The organism is Bacteroidota bacterium (assembly GCA_016194975.1).
Classification (GTDB): domain Bacteria; phylum Bacteroidota; class Bacteroidia; order Palsa-965; family Palsa-965.
The window spans coordinates 56,539-76,452 of the sequence record JACQAM010000026.1 but is presented as its reverse complement, the minus strand read 5'-3'; the positions used below and the strand labels follow the sequence as shown (position 1 = coordinate 76,452).

Below are 19,914 nucleotides of genomic sequence, written 5' to 3'. Positions count from 1 at the left end.
ATAAAATGAAAAGCAATCCTGTCACCGGAAAAGATCATTATCGTGAACTGGTTGATGCGCGCCTGAAAATACAAGGCGATGATTCGCATTACCTGGAAACAGTTCTCGAACATAATGGCATGCAATGGGTAAATCATTCCATTGCAACTTCGGTGGATATGACCTGGTTTGCATTGCGTGATATTCCCGGCCCCGTTACGCTGATCATCGGCGGAACGGATCGTGCCGATGATCATCATAAACTTATTCAATTCGTCAGTGAAAAAGTGCAAGTGGTGATCGCGCTCGGATCCACACCATGGAAATATTTCAATGCGTTCGAAGGAAAAACAAAAACAATATTGAAGGCAGAGAACCTGCATGATGCGATAGCGCTTGCTGCGTTGTACTCGGATGAAAAAATAAAAACAATTCTTTTTTCTCCTTCCTGCCCGAGTTATGATGCATTCGATAATTACAGGAATCGCGGTGACCGGTTCCGCGAACTCGTGAAAAAACTTCATCATGGCAACTGAGAACAGGATAAAATTATTCGGATTTCTCAAAGGCGACAAAGTGGTCTGGGTGATCGTTGTGCTGCTTTCTTTGCTTTCCTTGCTTGCAGTTTACAGTTCCATTGTTGCTCTTGCTTACAAACATCATGACGGGCAAACTGAATTTTATCTTTTCAAACATGCGCGTCTCATCCTGCTCGGGTTTGCACTCATGTACATCACGCACCGCATCCGCTACGTTTATTTTTCGCGCGTCTCACAGATCATGCTTTTTATTTCTGTGCCGCTTCTGCTCTATACACTTATTCATGGTGCGAGTGTGAATGATGCATCACGCTGGATCGCTATACCGGGAGTCGGCCTTACTTTTCAGTCTTCAGATTTTGCAAAGCTCGCGCTCATTATGTATGTCGCACGCGTGCTCACGCAGAAGCAGGATCAGCTCAATGATTTCAAACAGGTTTTCAGATCCATCATGCTTCCTGTTTTTCTCATTTGCGGATTGATCCTTCCCGCGAATTTTTCTACTGCTGCATTACTCTTCACCACGTGTCTTATCCTCATGTTCATCGGCCGTGTTCCGTTCAAGTCCATCGTTAAAGTGCTGGGCATTGCCATCGCAGGATTTTCCATGCTCATCATGATGGGATATTTTTTCCCGAAAGCACTTCCGCGCGTTCACGTGTGGGAACAACGTATCGTTGAATTTTTCAAAGGAGAAGAAGAAAAAGATCCGGACAAAAGTCTCCAGGCAAAACTCGCGAAGATCGCAGTGGCAACAGGAGGCATCACGGGTAAAGGCGCGGGCAATTCCACGCAGCGGAATTTTCTTCCCGAAGCGTATTCCGATTTTATTTATGCGATCATCATCGAAGAATACGGATCTATTTTCGGCGGCATCGGAATTACTCTTCTCTACATGATCCTTTTGTACCGCGGTGTGCGCGTCGCAACAAAAAGCCAGAAAACATTCGGGACGCTTCTTGCATTCGGACTTTCATTCAGTCTCATTTTCCAGGCACTTATCAATATGGCGGTCGCCGTGAATTTATTTCCGGTCACCGGCCAGTCGCTTCCTTTCCTGAGCATGGGAGGAACTTCATTGTTATTCTCCAGCATCGCAATTGGAATTATTCTCAGTGTAAGCCGCGAAACAGAATCGGGTGAGGATATTGAAGCGGAAAATAAAACGGAAGGAATACAGAGAGGAGGTGAAGTTGCCACAGCTTAAATTCATCATCAGCGGCGGCGGTACAGGCGGACATATTTTTCCGGCCATCGCTATTGCAAATGCACTCAAACTCCGCGTTCCGGATGCAGATTTTCTTTTTGTGGGAGCGGAAGGAAGAATGGAAATGGAAAAGGTTCCCGCTGCAGGATTCCGTATCGAAGGATTGAAGATCGCCGGATTGCAACGCAAACTCACGCTGAGTAATTTTTCTTTTCCTTTCAAATTACTCGGCAGCATCATGCGCGCGAAAAAAATACTGAAACGTTTTCGCCCTGATGCAGCTATTGGAACAGGAGGTTATGCAAGTGGTCCCATGCTGCGTGTTGCGTCCAATGCAGGAATTCCTACACTCATACAGGAACAGAATTCATTTCCCGGCATCACGAATAAAATTCTCTCGAAGAAAGCAAATCGCATCTGCGTGGCTTATGAAGGAATGGAAAAATATTTTCCGAAAGAAAAAATTGTTTTTACAGGAAACCCTGTTCGCAGTGATATTCTTGAACTGGAAGGAAAAAGAAAACAGGCATTGGGCATCTTCGGCCTTGCTGCGGATAAAAAAATAGTGCTGGTCATCGGAGGAAGCCTCGGGGCAAGAACAATCAACGAAACGATAAAGCAATGTCTGCAACAACTGCGTGAAAATAATATTCAACTCATCTGGCAAACGGGGAAAAATTATTTCCGCGAAGCAGAAGAAGCAGTGAAAAATGACCAGCGCGGAATGAAAGTTTTTGATTTCATTTCAAAAATGGATCTCGCGTATGCTGCCGCCGATGTGATCGTGTCGCGCGCGGGAGCAAGTTCCGTATCGGAATTATGCCTGGTAAAGAAACCAGCCATTCTCGTGCCTTCACCGAATGTGGCGGAAGATCACCAGTCTAAAAATGCGATGTCGCTGGTGAGAAAAGAAGCGGCATTACTCGTGAAAGATGCGGAGGCAAAGGAAAAACTTCCTGCAAGGATCATTGATTTATTGAACGATAAATTGATGCAGGAAAAACTTTCTGCGAACATCAGCACACTCGCTGTGAAAAATTCAGCAGAGCTCATAGCGAATGAAGTGCTTGAACTGATCGGAAAAAAGAAAACAGGATGAAGACACATCATCTGCATAATATTTATTTCATCGGTATCGGCGGTATCGGAATGAGTGCGCTTGCCCGTTTCTTTCTTGCTTCAGGAAAAAAAGTTTCCGGTTACGACAAAACTCCTTCTGCGATTACGGATGAATTGCAGAAAGAAGGAGCAGTAATTCATTTTGATGACGAAGTGAAAAATATTCCGGAAGAGATCAGGAAAAGTACGGAAGGTGTACTCGTGGTGTGGACGCCGGCTGTTCCGGAAGATCACCATGAACTCAATTGGTTTCGTTCCGAAAATTACAAACTCATGAAGCGCGCGCAGGTGCTCGGGCTCATCACGGACGACGCGCACACGATCGCGATCGCGGGCACGCACGGAAAAACGACGACGACTACACTCACTGCGCATTTGTTGCGTACCGGGGGCATCGACTGTTCCGCTTTTCTCGGTGGTGTTTCCGGGAATTATCATACCAATCTTCTTCTTGGAAAAAATATTTCCGATGAAAAAATTCCCGCGATAGAAAAAATTGTTGTTGCAGAAGCAGACGAATTCGACCGTTCATTTTTATGGCTGCATCCCGCAGTCGCCATCATCACTTCGGTTGATGCCGATCATCTCGATATTTATAACGATGCTTCTGCGATGTATGATTCCTACAGGCAATTTGCAGGACAAGTGAAGGAGAAAGTGATCGCGAAAAAAACAGTGATTGAAAAACTCGGGCTCGTGAAAACAAAAGTCCTGAGCTATTCACTCGATTCCAATGCAACGGATTCTTACGCGGAGAATATCCGGATCAGGAATGGAAAATATTATTTCGATATGAATTGCTGCGGAGATCGTCTCGAAGATCTGAGTCTCGGTTTGCCCGGGAGGCATAACGTGGAGAATGCGGTAGCTGCAGTTTCAGCGGCGAAACAGGCTGGTGTGAAAAATGAAGCGGTGCGTGAAGCGCTTTCTTCTTTCAAAGGAGTTGCGCGGCGTTTTGATTATCGTTTTGTAAATGAAAAAGTAGTTTACATTGACGATTACGGCCATCACCCGGCCGAACTGGAAGCGTGCATTTCATCGGCGCAGGAATTATTTCCCGGGAAAAAGATTACTGCAGTTTTTCAGCCGCATCTTTTTTCACGCACAAAAGATTTCGCCGGTGAATTTGCTTCGGCGCTCAGCAAACTTGACGATGTGATCCTTCTCGAAATTTATCCGGCAAGAGAAAAACCGATCGCGGGGATCAATTCTTCTTTCCTGTTGTCATTGATAAAAACGAAAAAGAAAAATCTCTATACAAAAGAAGAACTCGTGGAAAAAACAATGCAGCATGATTTTGATGTGCTCATCACCATGGGAGCGGGCGACATCGATCGTTTTGTTGAACCATTTGAGAATGCATTGCGAAGAAAATTCAATACCGAAGCGACAAGCAGAAAGGAGAATACAAAATGAAAAAAATACTCATCATTTCACTCTGGTCATTGCTTGGAATCGGGCTTATCACCGCAATGACATTTGCAGGAAAGGCACACCTGCATCGTGTTTGTCCGAAAGTAAATATTGTCATCGACAGGAAATGTTCTGATATTTTTCTCGATGAAGATCATGTGCTGAAATTACTTTCCGATCATCACGCCAACCCGGTTGGAAAACAGATCGCCGATATTGATGTTCCTGCTATTGAAAAATTAATGCTGAATCATCCGGCTGTTGAATCGGGAGAAGTTTTCATGGATGTGGATGGAACACTCAACATTCATCTTCACCAGCGGAAAGCAGTTGCTCGCATCCTCACTTCTTCCGGCGAATCCTATTATTTCGATGATCGTGGTTTTCTCATGCCGTTGTCGGATGAATGCACCGCGCCTGTTCTGTTGTTCAATGGAAATTTCAACGACACGTATGCTTCCGCTTATGAAACTCCTTTTGATAAATCAGATCCCGATTCTGTTTTTGAAACGCCAACGAAACTCGACGACATCTGGCAGATCACGAAAAAACTGCAGGAAGATTCTTTACTCAGGTCGCAGATCGTGCAGGTGTATTTTACCAATGAAAAAGGATTTGAACTCGTGCCGCGCATCGGGAAACAGATCATCATTCTCGGCGATGTAAATGAACTCGGAGAGAAGCTGAAGAAGCTGGATGTATTTTATCGCGAAGGAATGGTGCGCACCGGCAAATGGAATGAATACAGTGTCATTAATCTCGAATATAAAAACCAGGTAGTCTGTACAAAAAAATAAACTCTCATCATGGCATCAGAAAATTTAAATGATCTCGTCGTTGGACTTGATATAGGTACAACCAAGATCGCCGTTCTCGTAGGCAGTCGCAACGAACACGGAAAGATCCAGATCCTCGGTATTGGAAAAGCAGAATCACTCGGTGTTGCCCGCGGTGTTGTTCTGAATATTGATGAAACGGTCCGCGCCATAAGGCAGGCGGTGGACGAAGCTTCCAACAAAGCGAACGTCAACATCAAAGTCGTGAATGTCGGCATTGCCGGACAGCACATCAAATCTTTGCAGCATCGCGGTATGCGAACGCGCCGAAGCATTGAAGATGAAATTTCGCAAAAAGATATTGACGAACTCATCGAAGACATGTATCGTCTCGCCATGCAACCGGGCGAAGAGATCATTCACGTTATTCCGCAGGAATATATCGTGGACAATGAAGTGGGAATTAAAAATCCGATCGGGATGGCAGGCACACGGCTCGAAGCGAATTTTCACATCATCACCGGGCAGGTTGCGGCAGCAAAAAATATTTACAAATGTGTTGCGAAAGCCGGGCTCGAGGTGGCCGATCTTACACTCGAACCACTCGCGTCTGCCGATGCAGTGTTGAGTGAAGAAGAAAAAGAAGCAGGTGTGGTGCTCGTGGATATCGGTGGCGGAACAACTGATGTTGCAGTTTTTCACGATGGCATTATCCGCCACACTGCCGTAATTCCATTCGGTGGAAATATTATCACGGAAGACATCAAAGAAGGATGCAGCATTATAAAAACGCAGGCAGAGTTGCTGAAAATAAAATTCGGATCGGCGCTTGCGAGCGAGAATCAGGAAAATGAAATTGTATCCATTCCCGGTTTGCGCGGGCGCCCGCACAAAGAAATTTCAGTGAAGAATCTCGCACACATCATCCAGGCGCGCATGGAAGAGATCATCGAACACGTGTACTATGAAATAAAAAATTCCGGGTTTGAGAAAAAACTCATCGCTGGTATCGTGGTCACCGGTGGAGGAAGCCAGTTGAAACACATTACACAACTCATCGAATACGTAACAGGAATGGATACGCGCGTTGGTTTTCCAAATGAACATCTCGGTGCAAGTTCAGAAGAGATTACGAGCCCTACTTACGCAACAGGGGTAGGATTAGTGCTTCGCGGATTATTGAAACACCAGAAACAAAAAGCTGCGGAAGCAAAAACAAATAAAGTGCAGAATCATTCGCAGAAAACGAAAGGCAATTGGTTTGACCAGATTTTCTCGAAGGGAAAACAGTGGTTTGAAGATGATAATTCACATTGAAAAAAATGCTGAAATGAACAATTACACGTTAGTAAGTTATGCGTGTGTTACGTCCGGCTTTTTTCTCGGTAAACTAATTTTCAACGATTTTTTATCCGTGCAAATCAATGGACCAATACAAGATGTTCAATGAATCAAATGAAAATGATCGGCACGCCGGTGATCATAACAAGGAAACGCCTTCGGATCGGTGGGAAGAGACGGAAGAAACGTTTGTGAGTGAAGAACCACTTGCTTTCGGAGAAAATGCACAAACAGAAAACGCACAAAAAGAAAATTCAGAAATAAAAAATAATTTGAACACAACCCCAGCTCTCACTAACTCCGGCGAATCTGATCGGACTAACACGAAAGAAAACATGAAATTCGATCTTCCAGAACAATCCTCGATCATCAAGGTGATCGGCGTAGGCGGCGGCGGCAGCAACGCGGTCAACCACATGTACCGCGCAGGAATAAAAGGTGTCGACTTTGTTGTCTGCAATACCGACAAGCAGGCGCTCGACATGAGCCCTGTTCCGTTCAAAGTCGTGCTTGGTACTACACTCACCGAAGGGCGTGGCGCTGGATCCATTCCGGAAGTCGGAAGAAATGCTGCGATCGAAAATATCGAAGACATACGCACGATTCTTGCGAACAATACAAAAATGGTTTTCATCACAGCGGGAATGGGAGGTGGAACAGGAACAGGGGCTGCTCCCATCATTGCGGGAATTGCGAAGGAAATGGGAATTCTTACAGTGGCAATTGTTACGGTTCCATTTCTGTTTGAAGGAAAAAAACGCCGCGCACAAGCGGAAGACGGAATAGAACAACTCAAGCAGAATGTGGATACGCTGCTTGTGATCTGCAATGATAAATTGCGTGAGATGTATGGTAATCTGAAACTCAGCGATGCATTCTCCCATGCAGACGATGTGTTGACGATAGCTGCAAAAAGTATTGCGGAAGTCATCAGTCTCACGCAGCAGATCAATGTTGATTTTGCAGATGTATGCACCGTGATGAAGAACAGTGGAGTGGCTATCATGGGATCTGCAATGGCGTCGGGCGAGAATCGCGCTATACGTGCAGTTGAAACTTCGCTTAATTCTCCGCTGCTCAATGATAACAACATCATCGGTGCGCGCTATGTACTGCTCAACATCATCTCCGGTGCGAATGAGATCACGATGGATGAACTCGGGGAGATCACCGATTACATACAGGAAGCAGCCGGGCAAACAGCAGAGATCATCAAAGGTTACGGAGTAGAACCTTCCTATGGAGATGCGGTGAATGTGACCATCATTGCTACAGGATTCAATCAGAATAATTCTGCAGGATACGAGTACACGCGCAAAACTGCCGAACAGAAAATTGTACGTTCACTGGTAGAACCGGAAATTGTAGAAGAGAAAAAAGAAGAACCGAAAGTGGAACTTGCAAATCCACTCGAACCATTTCTCATTCACAAACAGCCCGATCCGCAACCTGAAATAAAAGCAGAAGAAATTGTTGAAGAAAAAACCGAAGAAAGAGCGAACCCGCTTGAACCATTCCTGAAATCAGAATCAACGGAAGAAATTATTTCAGAAACTGTTTCTGCTGAAGTGACAAATCCGCTCGAACCGTTTCTTGTTGCAAATACTGCGGAGACTGTAAGTGAAATTTCAAGCGAACCTGTTGCAGAAGTGCAGGAAGAAAAAACAGAAGAGGTGGTTGTAAGCGAAGCTACACCGGAGATCATTACGGAAGTTTCTTCTGAACCCGTTGCAGAAACAACAACACCCGAAAATACTACGGAAGAAATTTCTTCCATGCCGGAGTTCACGCTGAGCACAACCAGCGAAGAAACAGTAACCGCCGAAGAGCAACCAGAACCTGTTATGAATACCGAGGTTGAATTCGAGATCACAAATCTCAATTCATCCGGCGAAGAAAAAGCGGTGGAGTGGAATAATGAGCCGGTGTGGAATGATTCTTCATTGGTGAATGAAACAGAAAAAGAAGTAACAGCAGAATTGCCCGCCCGGATGACACAGTCGGACGCGGAAAATAATATTTCTGCTTCTACGGAAGTTGTTCCGGAGATCCAGGCAGAAACGACTGAAACACCGGAAGTGGTGATGGAAAAACAGGAAGAGATCGCTTCAGTGAGTGAACCTGTTGCTGAAATTTCTTCAGTGAATGAACCGGTGCTCATTACAAAAGAAGAGCCGGTTGCTGAAACTCCATCGCAGGAAACCATCGACGCGGAAGAAGAAGCACGCCGCATCAAGATCATTGAGCAGGAGAAAAAAGCGCAGGAGCGTATCCAGCGTTTGAAGGAACTGAGCATGAAACTGAAAACTCCGCAAGCGCTCAATGAAATGGAAAAGGAGCCGGCTTACAAACGCAGAAACATCACGCTCGAGAATGTTCCGCACTCATCTGAATCGCAGATCTCACGTTTTACACTGACGGAGAACGAAGATAAAAAGATCGAGATCCGCCCGAATAATTCTTTCCTGCACGATAACGTTGACTAAATAAAAAACAAAAAGAAAAAAACAAATCCCAAATAGAGAATACGTTTCGGAATAAGTTTTTTTGAGATTTGAGATTTTTTGTTTGAGATTTTATTAAGATGGGAATTGAAGAAAAAATAAATGCTGATATCAAAACAGCAATGCTTGCTAAAGAGCAGGGAAAACTCGAAGCATTGCGCGCGATCAAATCGGTGGTCATTATTCTCAAAACGTCACCGGAAGGATTAACAGAAGACGCAGCAATGAAAGCGCTGCAGAAAGAAGTGAAGAAGAGGAGAGAGACCGCAGAAATTTATAATCAGCAGAACAGGAAAGATCTCACTGATGTTGAAATTTTCCAGGCAGGGATCATCGAACAATATTTACCGAAACAAATGAGCGAAGCAGATCTTCGGGCTGCACTTGCTCAATTGATAAAAGAAGTGGGTGCATCATCGCCCGCAGATATGGGAAAAGTAATGGGCGCAGCAACAAAAAAATTCGCAGGACAAGCCGATGGAAAAATGATCTCATCCATTGTGAAAGAACTGCTCGCAACTCCGCAATAATAAAACGGTGACTGCGCAAGATTAAGTGTGTTGTTTAATTGTGTTTGTGTGTTTGAAAACCCGGTAGTGTGTGACCGGGTTTTCTTTTTTCTCCGCGTGCAGGTGTGCGTGTACGCCTACACGCGGAAGGGAAGAGAAACGGTCCATTTTTCAAGGTTGTATTATAGCACAATCTTGTTCAGGAGCGGCGGCTGCATCACTTCTTATTTTCTCCTGTCCGGCTGCAGCGCATTACACGCCTGCTCTTTGTCAGGGTGCGTTCCGAAAAATTTCGAAATCGAAAAGACAAAGAGCAGGCGGGGTAAAAGCACTGCATCCGGGCTAAAAAATTCCGTCCTCATCTTTTCATTCACAAAAAAAGCCGATCAGATCTGACCGGCTTTTATTTTATTGAAAAAAAATATTTTATTGTTTCACCACTTTGATCGTCGTAGAAATATCTCCCGCCTGCATTCGAATGAAATAAACTCCTTTCGAAAGTCCGTCGGTATTCCAGTTGATGATGTGCTGTCCTGCAGCAACAGTTCCATTCTCGAGCACAGCCACTTCATTGCCGAGTACATCGTACACGCGTATGTTCACAGATGCGCTCATGGAAAGCGCATAATCGATCTGTGTAGAAGAACTTACAGGATTAGGAACACATTTGAATGACCGGCTGATCGCGTCGGCTGTGTTGATGCCGGTTGCAGTAACAGTGACTGAAGTGCAGTTAGTATCGACACAACTGGAGTTCGACACATCCACGTAGTACATACAGAGTGCGTATGTTCCGGCGCTTGCGTAGGTATGCGTAGAAGTCTGACTTGTTCCCGGACTTGTTGCATCACCCCAATCGTAAACGTATTGTGGAATTGCGGCTCCGGTTCCGGTACCCGTAACAGAAATGGATAAACCATTCGGAGTAACAGTTGGTCCGGAAGTGATGGTGCACTGGGCATTCGAGCGGACGAAGAATCCGATCGAGAGAAGCGAAAAAAGAAAGTAGATTTTTTTCATGTGGTCGGTTTTGGTTGGTGTAATAAAAATAACTCTTTCCGGTGATTCCTGAAAATTCCCTGCGCGAAATTAATCACAAGGAAATGTTCAGATCACTGGTAATTCTTGAGAAGTTCCTGGTCGAGCAGGGTACCGAACGGAACAAAATGTCCGACGGGAATAATTTCGAAATCAATGACACCTGCTTTTACCATTGGAAAAGTAGAAAGGATTCTCTTGGCTTCTGTTGCATTTTCGCATTCAAGAACAAGCATCACGCCCGGGCGGTCTTTTCGGAAATAAACTTCGCGCACGAGATCTTTTGCATAAAGCATCCAGATGTGAAGTGCTTCCTTCACCACCACGCCACGGATATTTTCTTCAGTAGCGGAAGGAAGGATCTTATCAATGGCGTAAATTTTCATGGGTGATTATTTAGGATTGCGCAGATGTGTTTTCGTTTCCTGAATTTTTTTTCCTGTTCCTGGAGCTGTCGAGGAGCAACAACAGGCAGAAAGGTAAAGCGTGCACGCCTGCCACTGCCGGAGGATAACCGAAAATAACAGCGACCACGGTGAGTGCTGCGGCCGATGCAATTCCGATCAGTGCTATTTTTCTCATCTTCGACATGAATCAAAGATAGCAGGAAAAAAATCGAAAAAAATCGAAAAAACAAATCCCAAAGCCGGTTAAATGACTTTGGGATTTGAAATTTGATTTTCAGAATTTCCCTACATCATTCCTTCCATTCCGCCGCCCATTGGAGGCATCGCGGATTTTTCTTCTTTTATTTCTGAAAGAACACATTCCGTTGTGAGCAGCATTCCCGCAATGGAGCCCGCATTCTCAAGTGCAACGCGTGTTACTTTTGTCGGATCGATGACACCTGCATCATAAAGTTTTTCATAAACGTCGGTGTGCGCATTGAATCCGAAATCTCCTTTTCCTTCGCGCACTTTCTGAACAACGATTGACCCTTCCACACCTGCATTTTCGCAGATCTGGCGGAGTGGTTCTTCGAGTGCACGGCGAATGATCTGGATACCGGTCATCTCATCTTCATTATCACCTTTCAGTTTGTCGAGTGCTTCCTGCGCGCGGATGTATGCGACGCCACCACCGGGAACAATTCCTTCTTCCACCGCAGCGCGTGTTGCAGCAAGTGCATCATCAACGCGGTCTTTCTTTTCTTTCATTTCAGTTTCCGTAGCAGCGCCGATATAAAGAACAGCAACACCACCTGCAAGTTTCGCAAGACGCTCCTGTAATTTTTCTTTATCGTAATCGGAAGTCGTGGTTTCGATCTGCGCTTTGATCTGGTTTACACGCGCTGTGATATCGGCTTTTTTTCCAGCACCGCCGACGATCGTTGTGTTGTCTTTGTCAATGGTGATCTTCTCAGCTTTTCCGAGGAAAGAAAGATCAGCGTTCTCAAGTTTGAATCCGCGTTCTTCGCTGATGAGAATTCCACCAGTGAGAACGGCAATATCTTCGAGCATCGCTTTGCGGCGATCACCGAATCCCGGCGCTTTCACTGCAGCAATGCGCAATGATCCGCGGATCTTGTTCACCACGAGAGTAGAAAGAGCTTCACCATCTATATCTTCTGCAATGATGAGAACAGGTTTCCCGGTCTGCACTGCTTTTTCCAGAATAGGAAGCAATTCTTTCATGTTCGAAATTTTCTTGTCGTAAATAAGAACAAGAGGATTTTCGAGAACAGCTTCCATTTTATCTACATCAGTTACGAAGTAAGCGGAGATATATCCGCGATCGAATTGCATTCCTTCTACTACGTCAACTGTGGTTTCCGTTCCTTTTGCTTCTTCCACTGTGATCACGCCTTCTTTTTTCACTTTCGCCATTGCTTCTGCAATGAGTTTTCCGATGGCGCTATCGTTGTTGGCAGAAATAGTTGCAACCTGCTGGATCTTCTGGTTATCGTCACCAACTTTCTTCGACATTTTGTGAAGAGAATCGACGACTGCTGCAACTGCTTTATCAATTCCGCGTTTCAGGTCCATAGGGTTAGCACCAGCTGCCACATTTTTCAAACCTGTAGTAACGATTGACTGGGCAAGAACAGTTGCTGTAGTTGTTCCATCGCCTGCAACATCTGCAGTTTTAGATGCAACTTCTTTCAGCATCTGTGCGCCCATATTTTCCACCGCATCTTTCAGTTCGATCTCTTTTGCAACAGTAACACCGTCTTTCGTGATTACCGGAGAACCGAATTTTTTATCGATGACCACATTGCGGCCCTTGGGACCGAGTGTGACTTTAACAGCATTTGCGAGTGAATCGACGCCGCGTTTCAGTGCGTCGCGCGCTTCAAGATCAAAATCAATTTTCTTTGCCATTGTTCAAAGTGTTTTTAGAATTGTGTGTGAAATTAAATGACGGCGAATATGTCTGATTCGCGCATAATGAGATAATCCTTACCATCGATCTGTACTTCTGTTCCGGAATATTTTCCATAGAGAACAGAATCACCGACCTTAACGGTCATGGGTTCATCTTTTTTTCCGTTTCCTACTGCAACAATTTTTCCGCGTTGCGGTTTTTCTTTTGCAGTATCGGGAATGATAATTCCGCCGGCAGTTTTTTCTTCAGCGGCAGCAGCTTCTACGACCACGCGGTCGGCCAAAGGTTTGATCTTCGGGTTAGCCATTTTTACTTCGTGTTTATTGGTTTGACATGAATTGAATGTGAAAGGAATTTTTCCGATCAGCGAATCTGGTTGAACGAAAATTATGCCATTGAAAAAAAATCATTCGAACAAAGACAAAATTTCAGAAGTATTAAAAAAGAAAATGCCGGAAATGACATCCTGACATTTTAAATTTTAAAATTTTATTTTCCTCCTCCTGGTTTTGCAACCGGTTTAGCTGCACCGCCGTTACCGCCACCGAATGGATTTGCAGTAGCGCCGCCGCCTTTATTCATATTGTCGAAATCACCGGCGCGGTCTTTTGTGGTTGAAGTTTCATTGACGTTGTTTCCGCCACTCGCTGCTTTTTTCAACCGAACTGTTGAGTAAACGCTGAGTACAAAAAGGAAAATAGCGAGATACCAGCTTGCTTTTTCAAGAAAATCTGCAGTGCGCCGAACGCCCATTACCTGCGATCCGGCAGTGAATCCTGCAGCAAGCCCGCCGCCTTTCGGATTCTGGATCAGTACAGCAAGCACGAGCATGATGCAACAGAGAATAATCAGTACACTAATGACGGCATCCATTTTAAAAAAGATTTATGGTGATGGTGTTCGTTTCAGTTCTTCAATAAGGGCTGCAAAGTAAACGGTTTTTTCCGGATATTTCAAACTCAGCTTCTGGTAAGCCCTGATGGCTTTAGGAATGTTCCCCTGTTTCGCATAGATGCGCGCGAGGGTCTCGGTAAGGAATTCATCGCTGTCCTGCACACTTTTCCTTGCATAATTCACCGGGTTATAAAACTCATTTTTCTTCGCTTTTATTTTGGGCTGGTTCTGAATGAATTTCTCAATGAGTTGCTCATCGTGTTCCGCTGTTTTTTCTTCGGGGACAGAAATTTTTTCTGCATTCAACTGGTGAAGCCAGTTGCCGAAAGTGAATTCACCGGCAGGCAAAATTTCCTCTTCTTTCTTTTCTTCGTTCACGGGCGGCTTCTCCGCATTTTTTTCAGATGGAATAATGAAAGGAGTTTTCTTTTTATGTACGAAAACCGGAATCTCTTCTGCGTCCTCATCAATGGTTTTACTTTTCCCTGTAATTTCTTCGAGTGAAGGAAGTGAATCATCCACTTCGAGTTCGATAGAAGAGGTAATGGCTTCGCGGATTATTTCCTGTTGAACAGGATCCTGCGGGATGGGATTATCTTTTTCACTTTCTTCCGCAATAGTATCCAGCGTTTTTATTTCCCACGAAGTATCTGGTTCCGCAATTTCATCCGTCGTGGTTCCTATATCTTCACTCTCGCCCGGTTCAACGAGCACGTAAAGCAGCGTATTGATCTCGTCAGCAGCTGATGGATTTTTTTCAACAGGAATATTTTTTTCAGTTGCTTTTTCTTTTTCAGCTTTTATTTCTTCGATGCGCTGATCGAGTATTTGCTGCGGCGTCATTTGCCAGTGATGCAATAACTGGAGCTGTCGCATCATGCCCGATTCCCATTCGTCGGGGTCCTGCGTGAATTTTTTCTTCGGGAATTCCGGTTGAAGAATCTCTTTCGGAATTTCTTTTTCAATTTTCTTTTCTTCCGCGATCACTTTTTCTTCCACTTCCGCGGCTGCTTTTTTCGTGATCAGTTCATACAGCACTTTTCTATTGGTGGAATACGCCGCTGCAACACGGAGCTGATTGTTGTACAGAAAATTATTTTCGTTGTGCAGACTTTTTATGTAGAGCAAATGCGCGGTCTGGAAATAAGGAAACTGCTGCAGCACGGCATCCAGTTCTGCTCCGGCATCTTTGCCGAGCGAAACCGGATCATTCATCCATTGTATCATTTGCTGCAGATTCATTACCAGGCGTTGATAGATCTGTTCATGATGTCCTGTACGAGCTGATCGTTAATGTCTTTGATCAATTGATCTTCCACCGAAGCTAAATTCTGTGAAGCAGAAAAATCAGAATAGCGGCTGAAGTTGGAATTGAAACTCAATTTATTATTGATCGCGTCGGTATATTTCACATTCACGGTTATCGTGAGCCGGTTCATAGCTGCCTGGTTAGTGGTGCCTGCCTGTATCGCTGCCGGTGAAACGGAATACGCGGTTACATTTCCTTCGAAATTCAGGTCGCCTCCACTCGGCACCATTTTCATTCTCGTTTGCCGCTGTATAGCATCGCGCAGAGATTCAGTGAGTGAATTTGCATAAGTAGCTTTTGCAAGCGGTGCAGAATTGGTGAAAGGAAGAACGGAAACAGTAACGGTATCTGTCAATTCAGGCCGGCCGCCAGTGAGTGAATATGGAAATTTACAGAAACTGCTCTGGAGAATGAGAAGAGTAAAAGATGCAAAAAGAAAATTCCGGAAAGTCTTCATCCTTTGATATCGTATTCGTTGATCTTCCTGTACAAAGTGCGTTCCGAAATGCCGAGTTCCTTTGCCGCATTCTTCCGTTTTCCCCTGTGTTTTTCCAAAGCTTTCTTAATTAATTCTATTTCCTTATCCTGGAGTGAAAGAGAATCTTCCACAATTTCTTCCGGAGCATGTATCTCTTCCGTAACATCATTCCAGTTGGGAGAATGAATGATCACCGATTCCTGCCGGGGAACAGCCGTGTTCATTTCAGAAAAATGTTTCTGGATGACCGGTGCATTCTGCTGGAGAATTTCCGGTGTGATCCTTCCGCCGTTCTGAATCAACTGCATTGTGAGTGATTTGAGATCATTCAATTCCTGGCGCATCTGCTGCAGCAACTGGAACATGAATTCGCGTTCGCGCGGGTCCGCTGCTTCCGTACGTGCGAGTGCAGGAACTCCGCCGATCGCATTTTTATTATCGGGCAAATATTTATTCAGTATTGCCGAATCAATTTCGCGCGATTTCTCAATGATGGAAAGTTGTTCTGTCACATTTTTCAATTGGCGAACATTTCCATGCCAGTAATAATTCGTAAGCAGGTGTTCCGCATCAGGCAATAGTTTGATAACGGGCATGCGGTATTTCGCAGCGAAGTCAGCAGCAAATTTCCGGAAGAGCAATTGAATGTCCTGCCGGCGATCGCGCAGCGGGGGAAGAAGGATCGGAACGGTATTCAAACGGTAATAAAGATCCTCGCGGAATTTTCCGCGGCCTGTCGCATCCGGAATATTCACATTCGTTGCAGCAACAACGCGCACATTTGTTTTCTGAACTTTTGAAGAACCCACGCGAATGAATTCTCCCGTCTCGAGCACGCGCAGGAGGCGCGCTTGTGTAGCGAGCGGCATTTCCGCTACTTCATCCAGAAAAATAGTTCCGCCATCAGCCACTTCAAAATATCCTTTACGCGCTTCCATTGCGCCGGTGAAAGAACCTTTCTCATGGCCGAACAATTCGGAATCAATAGTTCCTTCGGGAATAGCACCACAATTCACAGCAATGTAAGGCCCGTGTTTTTTTGCGCTGAGCTGATGAATAATTTTTGGAAAAACTTCTTTTCCTGTTCCGCTTTCTCCGTTGATGAGCACCGAAAGATCAGTGGGCGCCACCTGCGCTGCAATATCGATTGCGCGATCGAGCAGGGGAGTGGTGCCGATAATTCCGAAGCGTAGTTTTATTTCCTGGATGGTCATTTAAGTTGTGCCAAGTAAAGTTTTGATCTTAGATCTGAGTTCTGGTATCCATGAATTGGCAGTTTCGAAAACCACTTCAATGTTTACCTGGAAATATTCGTGAATTATCACATCTCTCATTCCTGCCATTCTTTTCCACGGAATATCCTGATGTAGTTCGCGGAATTCGACCGAAATATTTTTTGTGGCTTCTCCGATGATCTCTATTTGCCTGATGACAGCATCCTGGATCATACGCTGATCGAGAAATTTCTCCCGCGTAATATCCTTCATGTATTCCTCGATTTGCACTGTACATTCCAGAATATGCCCGAGATAAATAGAATTATCCTTTTTCATTGAGCAGGTATTTGAGGTCTTTGAATATATATTCTTTCAATTTCTCGTTTCGAAGTCCGCCAAGAGTTACAACATCAACTTTATTTCCGATAAGGATCTCAAGGTCCTGGTGAAATTTCACGAGATCGATGAGTGTGATTTTTGCGCGGAGATCAACAAGGATGTCAATGTCACTTTCCGGGGTTTCTTCCCCTCGTGCATAAGAACCAAAAATACCGATCATCTTCGGCTCATAGGCTGCAAGATAATTGACGATGATATTTTGTTTTTCCTGATTTATCATTTGATGAAGCGTTGTTTTATTTCTGGGATGGTCATTTTAATTCTTAGGTAATAAATTTGTTTTATCAGCTTTTACGATTAGATAGTTTATAAATGCGCTACAGGTGATCAGCATAAAAATAGCATCCTCATCGGCCACATTTACTTCATCGACCAAAGAATGCCTGAGTCCGCCTTCATCATTGGTATAAGCATACAACTTTTGTAAGGCGAGCTCAAAGGCGGGATGAATTTCTATTTTACTCTTAATTACTTTTAATGCCGCTCCGAGAGTTGCTTTGTCATCCGAAGCAATAATTCTGCATAAACTTTCGACCGCGCTAATAGCCTCTTTAATTGTGTTTCTATAGTCAGGGTTTTCTTTGTTGGATAGAGAGCCAAGCGCACTTTTCAAATGAATATTTACCGCTTTTAATCTTCCAGTTGATGTAGTTGTTATACCATCTGCCAAGGACTTTATTTCGATTTCCGAAGTTATTGGTGAAATACTTCCATTAATAAATCTGTAGGCAGAAGATTCTCGTGCTAACATTGCGTTACAAGCCTCAGAGAAGTCTTCTTTAGATTGAAAATCCGAAATCTGATCATAACTAAACTCAAGCAAATTATAGATATCATACCATTTGGCCCTATAAAAAAACCAAGAACTGACATACTGAATTAAATCGCCAGTATTAAATGGGATTTCATCAATTCTTTTCTTAAAAAAATGATGCCAAAGTGATCTTATATATTGTTGCGGAAAACCGTAAACATCACTCCAATATCTTTTGCTTCTAACGTTCGTTAAGAAAGCAATATCATAAACATTCCATAGAGTGTTTTTCAATGATTCATCAATAGACTTGATTTGTAAAGTCGCTATTGGAATTGTTTCTCCAATTCTATCTGAAAATTTCATTCCACCACCCTCCCTATCAAAGTCGTCAAACTGCAAGATTCAGCAAGCACATTCACATAATTACCCGGCTTCATCTCCGCACTTAATTCTCCATTCTCCATTCTCCATTGCTTCGGAAAAACAACAACAATGTTCTGCGAATTTCTTCCCGACCATTTATCATCATTACGTTTCGAAGTTTTTTCAATCAACACACGATGAATTTTTCCGACGCCGGCTTTCACTCTGCGTTCTGTCAATTTCTGTTGGACAACGATCACTTCTGCAAGTCTTCTTTTCTTCACTTCTTCCGGAACATCGTCTTTGAATTTGCGTTCCGCTAAAGTTTTCGGACGCTCGGAATAAGCGAACATGAAACTGAAATCGTAATCTGCCCATTCCATGAGCGATAAAGTTTGCTCATGATCTTCTTCTGTTTCTGTACAGAAACCAGTGATGATGTCGGAAGAAATTCCGCAGTCGGGCATTATTTTTCTTATCGCGCGAATGCGTTCTTCATAATATTCCCGCGTATAACCGCGATTCATTGCTTCGAGAATTCTGGAACTACCGCTTTGCACAGGAAGATGAATGTATTTGCAGATGTTGTCGTACTTCGCCATTACGTGCAACACTTCATCCGTCATGTCTTTTGGATTGGAAGTGCTGTAACGGATCCGAAGATCAGGATGAATGAGCGCAACTTTTTCCAGCAATTGTGCGAACGAAGTTGCAGCCGCTTTTTGCTCTTCATTTGTCACATCGAGCGAAGTCGAGATGTCTTTTTTGAGGCCGCCACCTGCGAAAATATAAGAATCAACATTTTGCCCGAGCAGCGTTACTTCACGATATCCTTTTTCAAAAAGTTCTCTCGCTTCGTTCACAATACTTTCGGGATCGCGCGAACGTTCACGCCCGCGCGTGAATGGAACCACGCAGAACGAGCACATGTTATCGCACCCGCGCATGATGCTGATGAACGCAGTAACTCCATTGCTGTCGAGACGAACCGGGGTAATGTCGGCGTAGGTTTCTTCCTTTGAGAGAATAACGTTCACTGCTTTGCGTCCGCCTTCCACTTTTGAAATTAAATTCGGCAGATCGCGATACGCATCCGGGCCGACGACGATGTCCACAATTTTTTCTTCATCAAGAAATTTTTCTTTCAATCGTTCAGCCATACAACCAAGAACGCCGATTACCAATTCGGGATTTTTCTTCTTTGCATTTTTGAATTCGGTCAAACGTTTACGGACTGTTTGTTCTGCTTTATCACGAATGGCGCACGTGTTGATGAAGATCGCATCGGCTTCCGTAAAATCTTTCGTTGTTGTAAAACCATCTTCTTTCAGAATAGAAGCAATTATTTCACTGTCGGAAAAATTCATCTGGCATCCATAACTCTCGAGAAAAAGTTTTTTAGTTGCGGTAATATTTTTTTCTGCGATCAAAGTTTCCCCTTGCCGAGCTTCATCAATTACTTTATTTGTTCCGATTGATTCTCTCACGTTTGTTTTTGAAATGGGGGACGAAGTTACCAAAAACCACCATTTCTGCCAAAATGACATAGTTTTCTAACAACCCGTGAAAATTTTTTTTCAGCGATTCTATATATATAAATATATATATAGGCGCCCAGAATCGGCAAACCCGATTTGGAAATTTCAAATCTTAATGTTTTTCTTTGCGCCCTTCGATGTTCATCTTTTGAAGTCGGAGATTTTGTTTCACACGGAACTTTCGGCAAAAAAATTCCGGGTGAAATCAC

At 44.1% G+C, this 19,914-nt stretch carries 21 protein-coding genes; 8 read left to right on the top strand and 13 right to left on the bottom strand.

Going from position 1 to position 19,914, the window contains the following annotated elements; genetic code table 11:
* Positions 1-5: 5 nt before the first annotated feature.
* The 8 genes from HY064_16920 to HY064_16885 all read left to right on the top strand — a co-directional run bounded on the left by HY064_16920 (position 6) and on the right by HY064_16885 (position 9,408).
* Complete coding sequence (locus tag HY064_16920; GenBank protein ID MBI3512346.1) at positions 6-515, top strand: hypothetical protein; 510 nt, start codon at positions 6-8, stop codon at positions 513-515.
* On the top strand, positions 505-1,725 hold the full coding sequence (locus HY064_16915; GenBank protein MBI3512345.1) for an FtsW/RodA/SpoVE family cell cycle protein: 1,221 nt from the start codon (positions 505-507) through the stop codon (positions 1,723-1,725). Before HY064_16920 ends, HY064_16915 begins: the two co-directional genes overlap by 11 nt.
* Entirely contained in the window at positions 1,712-2,824 is a 1,113-nt protein-coding gene (murG, locus tag HY064_16910; protein ID MBI3512344.1) for an undecaprenyldiphospho-muramoylpentapeptide beta-N-acetylglucosaminyltransferase, read from the top strand. Before HY064_16915 ends, murG begins: the two co-directional genes overlap by 14 nt.
* Positions 2,821-4,260 (top strand): UDP-N-acetylmuramate--L-alanine ligase, encoded by a 1,440-nt coding sequence (locus HY064_16905; protein ID MBI3512343.1) that lies wholly within the window; start codon positions 2,821-2,823, stop codon positions 4,258-4,260. Before murG ends, HY064_16905 begins: the two co-directional genes overlap by 4 nt.
* Positions 4,257-5,054, top strand: a complete 798-nt coding sequence (locus HY064_16900; protein MBI3512342.1) for a hypothetical protein — start codon at positions 4,257-4,259, stop codon at positions 5,052-5,054. Before HY064_16905 ends, HY064_16900 begins: the two co-directional genes overlap by 4 nt.
* A 9-nt stretch (positions 5,055-5,063) precedes the next feature.
* Positions 5,064-6,350 carry a cell division protein FtsA gene (gene ftsA, locus HY064_16895; protein ID MBI3512341.1) on the top strand — a complete coding sequence of 429 codons (1,287 nt, stop codon included), beginning with the start codon at positions 5,064-5,066 and terminating at the stop codon, positions 6,348-6,350.
* A 359-nt stretch (positions 6,351-6,709) separates the two neighbouring features.
* Complete coding sequence (ftsZ, locus tag HY064_16890; GenBank protein MBI3512340.1) at positions 6,710-8,860, top strand: cell division protein FtsZ; 2,151 nt, start codon at positions 6,710-6,712, stop codon at positions 8,858-8,860.
* Between the two features lie 98 nt (positions 8,861-8,958).
* Positions 8,959-9,408 (top strand): GatB/YqeY domain-containing protein, encoded by a 450-nt coding sequence (locus tag HY064_16885; GenBank protein ID MBI3512339.1) that lies wholly within the window; start codon positions 8,959-8,961, stop codon positions 9,406-9,408.
* A gap of 405 nt (positions 9,409-9,813) precedes the next feature.
* Here HY064_16885 and HY064_16880 read toward each other — a convergent pair whose 3' ends face one another.
* From HY064_16880 to miaB, 13 genes are all read right to left on the bottom strand, one after another.
* Positions 9,814-10,407 (bottom strand): T9SS type A sorting domain-containing protein, encoded by a 594-nt coding sequence (locus HY064_16880; protein ID MBI3512338.1) that lies wholly within the window; start codon positions 10,405-10,407, stop codon positions 9,814-9,816.
* Positions 10,408-10,499: 92 nt separating this feature from the next.
* Entirely contained in the window at positions 10,500-10,811 is a 312-nt protein-coding gene (locus HY064_16875; protein MBI3512337.1) for a superoxide dismutase, read from the bottom strand.
* A 10-nt stretch (positions 10,812-10,821) separates the two neighbouring features.
* Positions 10,822-11,007 (bottom strand): hypothetical protein, encoded by a 186-nt coding sequence (locus HY064_16870; protein ID MBI3512336.1) that lies wholly within the window; start codon positions 11,005-11,007, stop codon positions 10,822-10,824.
* A gap of 110 nt (positions 11,008-11,117) precedes the next feature.
* Positions 11,118-12,746 (bottom strand): chaperonin GroEL, encoded by a 1,629-nt coding sequence (gene groL / locus HY064_16865; GenBank protein ID MBI3512335.1) that lies wholly within the window; start codon positions 12,744-12,746, stop codon positions 11,118-11,120.
* Between the two features lie 32 nt (positions 12,747-12,778).
* Positions 12,779-13,057, bottom strand: a complete 279-nt coding sequence (gene groES, locus HY064_16860; GenBank protein MBI3512334.1) for a co-chaperone GroES — start codon at positions 13,055-13,057, stop codon at positions 12,779-12,781.
* A gap of 182 nt (positions 13,058-13,239) precedes the next feature.
* Complete coding sequence (gene secG / locus HY064_16855; GenBank protein ID MBI3512333.1) at positions 13,240-13,623, bottom strand: preprotein translocase subunit SecG; 384 nt, start codon at positions 13,621-13,623, stop codon at positions 13,240-13,242.
* A gap of 12 nt (positions 13,624-13,635) precedes the next feature.
* A complete protein-coding gene (locus HY064_16850; protein ID MBI3512332.1) occupies positions 13,636-14,886 on the bottom strand; it encodes a hypothetical protein in 1,251 nt (416 codons plus the stop codon).
* Positions 14,886-15,410 carry an LptE family protein gene (locus HY064_16845; GenBank protein MBI3512331.1) on the bottom strand — a complete coding sequence of 175 codons (525 nt, stop codon included), beginning with the start codon at positions 15,408-15,410 and terminating at the stop codon, positions 14,886-14,888. Before HY064_16845 ends, HY064_16850 begins: the two co-directional genes overlap by 1 nt.
* The gene (locus HY064_16840) at positions 15,407-16,645 is read right to left on the bottom strand and encodes a sigma-54-dependent Fis family transcriptional regulator (protein MBI3512330.1); all 1,239 of its coding nucleotides are present in this window, start codon (positions 16,643-16,645) and stop codon (positions 15,407-15,409) included. The genes HY064_16845 and HY064_16840 overlap by 4 nt, the downstream gene beginning before the upstream one ends.
* Positions 16,646-16,984, bottom strand: coding sequence for a DUF86 domain-containing protein (locus tag HY064_16835; protein ID MBI3512329.1), 339 nt, complete (start codon positions 16,982-16,984; stop codon positions 16,646-16,648). It lies immediately after the preceding gene.
* The gene (locus HY064_16830) at positions 16,971-17,267 is read right to left on the bottom strand and encodes a nucleotidyltransferase domain-containing protein (GenBank protein ID MBI3512328.1); all 297 of its coding nucleotides are present in this window, start codon (positions 17,265-17,267) and stop codon (positions 16,971-16,973) included. Before HY064_16830 ends, HY064_16835 begins: the two co-directional genes overlap by 14 nt.
* Before the next feature lie 36 nt (positions 17,268-17,303).
* Positions 17,304-18,167, bottom strand: coding sequence for a hypothetical protein (locus HY064_16825; protein ID MBI3512327.1), 864 nt, complete (start codon positions 18,165-18,167; stop codon positions 17,304-17,306).
* Positions 18,164-19,714, bottom strand: a complete 1,551-nt coding sequence (miaB, locus tag HY064_16820) for a tRNA (N6-isopentenyl adenosine(37)-C2)-methylthiotransferase MiaB (protein ID MBI3512326.1) — start codon at positions 19,712-19,714, stop codon at positions 18,164-18,166. Before miaB ends, HY064_16825 begins: the two co-directional genes overlap by 4 nt.
* Positions 19,715-19,914 lie beyond the last annotated feature (200 nt).

Bases quoted from the DNA above. Each gene is read 5' to 3' on its own strand.
- HY064_16835 (MBI3512329.1), bottom strand. From the start codon at position 16,984: ATGAAAAAGGATAATTCTATTTATCTCGGGCATATTCTGGAATGTACA.
- HY064_16875 (MBI3512337.1), bottom strand. From the start codon at position 10,811: ATGAAAATTTACGCCATTGATAAGATCCTTCCTTCCGCTACTGAAGAA.
- HY064_16840 (MBI3512330.1), bottom strand. From the start codon at position 16,645: ATGACCATCCAGGAAATAAAACTACGCTTCGGAATTATCGGCACCACT.
- HY064_16830 (MBI3512328.1), bottom strand. From the start codon at position 17,267: ATGATAAATCAGGAAAAACAAAATATCATCGTCAATTATCTTGCAGCC.
- HY064_16825 (MBI3512327.1), bottom strand. From the start codon at position 18,167: ATGAAATTTTCAGATAGAATTGGAGAAACAATTCCAATAGCGACTTTA.
- HY064_16845 (MBI3512331.1), bottom strand. From the start codon at position 15,410: ATGAAGACTTTCCGGAATTTTCTTTTTGCATCTTTTACTCTTCTCATT.
- secG (MBI3512333.1), bottom strand. From the start codon at position 13,623: ATGGATGCCGTCATTAGTGTACTGATTATTCTCTGTTGCATCATGCTC.
- HY064_16900 (MBI3512342.1), top strand. From the start codon at position 4,257: ATGAAAAAAATACTCATCATTTCACTCTGGTCATTGCTTGGAATCGGG.
- HY064_16885 (MBI3512339.1), top strand. From the start codon at position 8,959: ATGGGAATTGAAGAAAAAATAAATGCTGATATCAAAACAGCAATGCTT.
- HY064_16915 (MBI3512345.1), top strand. From the start codon at position 505: ATGGCAACTGAGAACAGGATAAAATTATTCGGATTTCTCAAAGGCGAC.
- HY064_16880 (MBI3512338.1), bottom strand. From the start codon at position 10,407: ATGAAAAAAATCTACTTTCTTTTTTCGCTTCTCTCGATCGGATTCTTC.
- groL (MBI3512335.1), bottom strand. From the start codon at position 12,746: ATGGCAAAGAAAATTGATTTTGATCTTGAAGCGCGCGACGCACTGAAA.
- ftsZ (MBI3512340.1), top strand. From the start codon at position 6,710: ATGAAATTCGATCTTCCAGAACAATCCTCGATCATCAAGGTGATCGGC.
- HY064_16905 (MBI3512343.1), top strand. From the start codon at position 2,821: ATGAAGACACATCATCTGCATAATATTTATTTCATCGGTATCGGCGGT.
- HY064_16920 (MBI3512346.1), top strand. From the start codon at position 6: ATGAAAAGCAATCCTGTCACCGGAAAAGATCATTATCGTGAACTGGTT.
- ftsA (MBI3512341.1), top strand. From the start codon at position 5,064: ATGGCATCAGAAAATTTAAATGATCTCGTCGTTGGACTTGATATAGGT.
- groES (MBI3512334.1), bottom strand. From the start codon at position 13,057: ATGGCTAACCCGAAGATCAAACCTTTGGCCGACCGCGTGGTCGTAGAA.
- HY064_16870 (MBI3512336.1), bottom strand. From the start codon at position 11,007: ATGAGAAAAATAGCACTGATCGGAATTGCATCGGCCGCAGCACTCACC.
- miaB (MBI3512326.1), bottom strand. From the start codon at position 19,714: ATGTCATTTTGGCAGAAATGGTGGTTTTTGGTAACTTCGTCCCCCATT.
- HY064_16850 (MBI3512332.1), bottom strand. From the start codon at position 14,886: ATGAATCTGCAGCAAATGATACAATGGATGAATGATCCGGTTTCGCTC.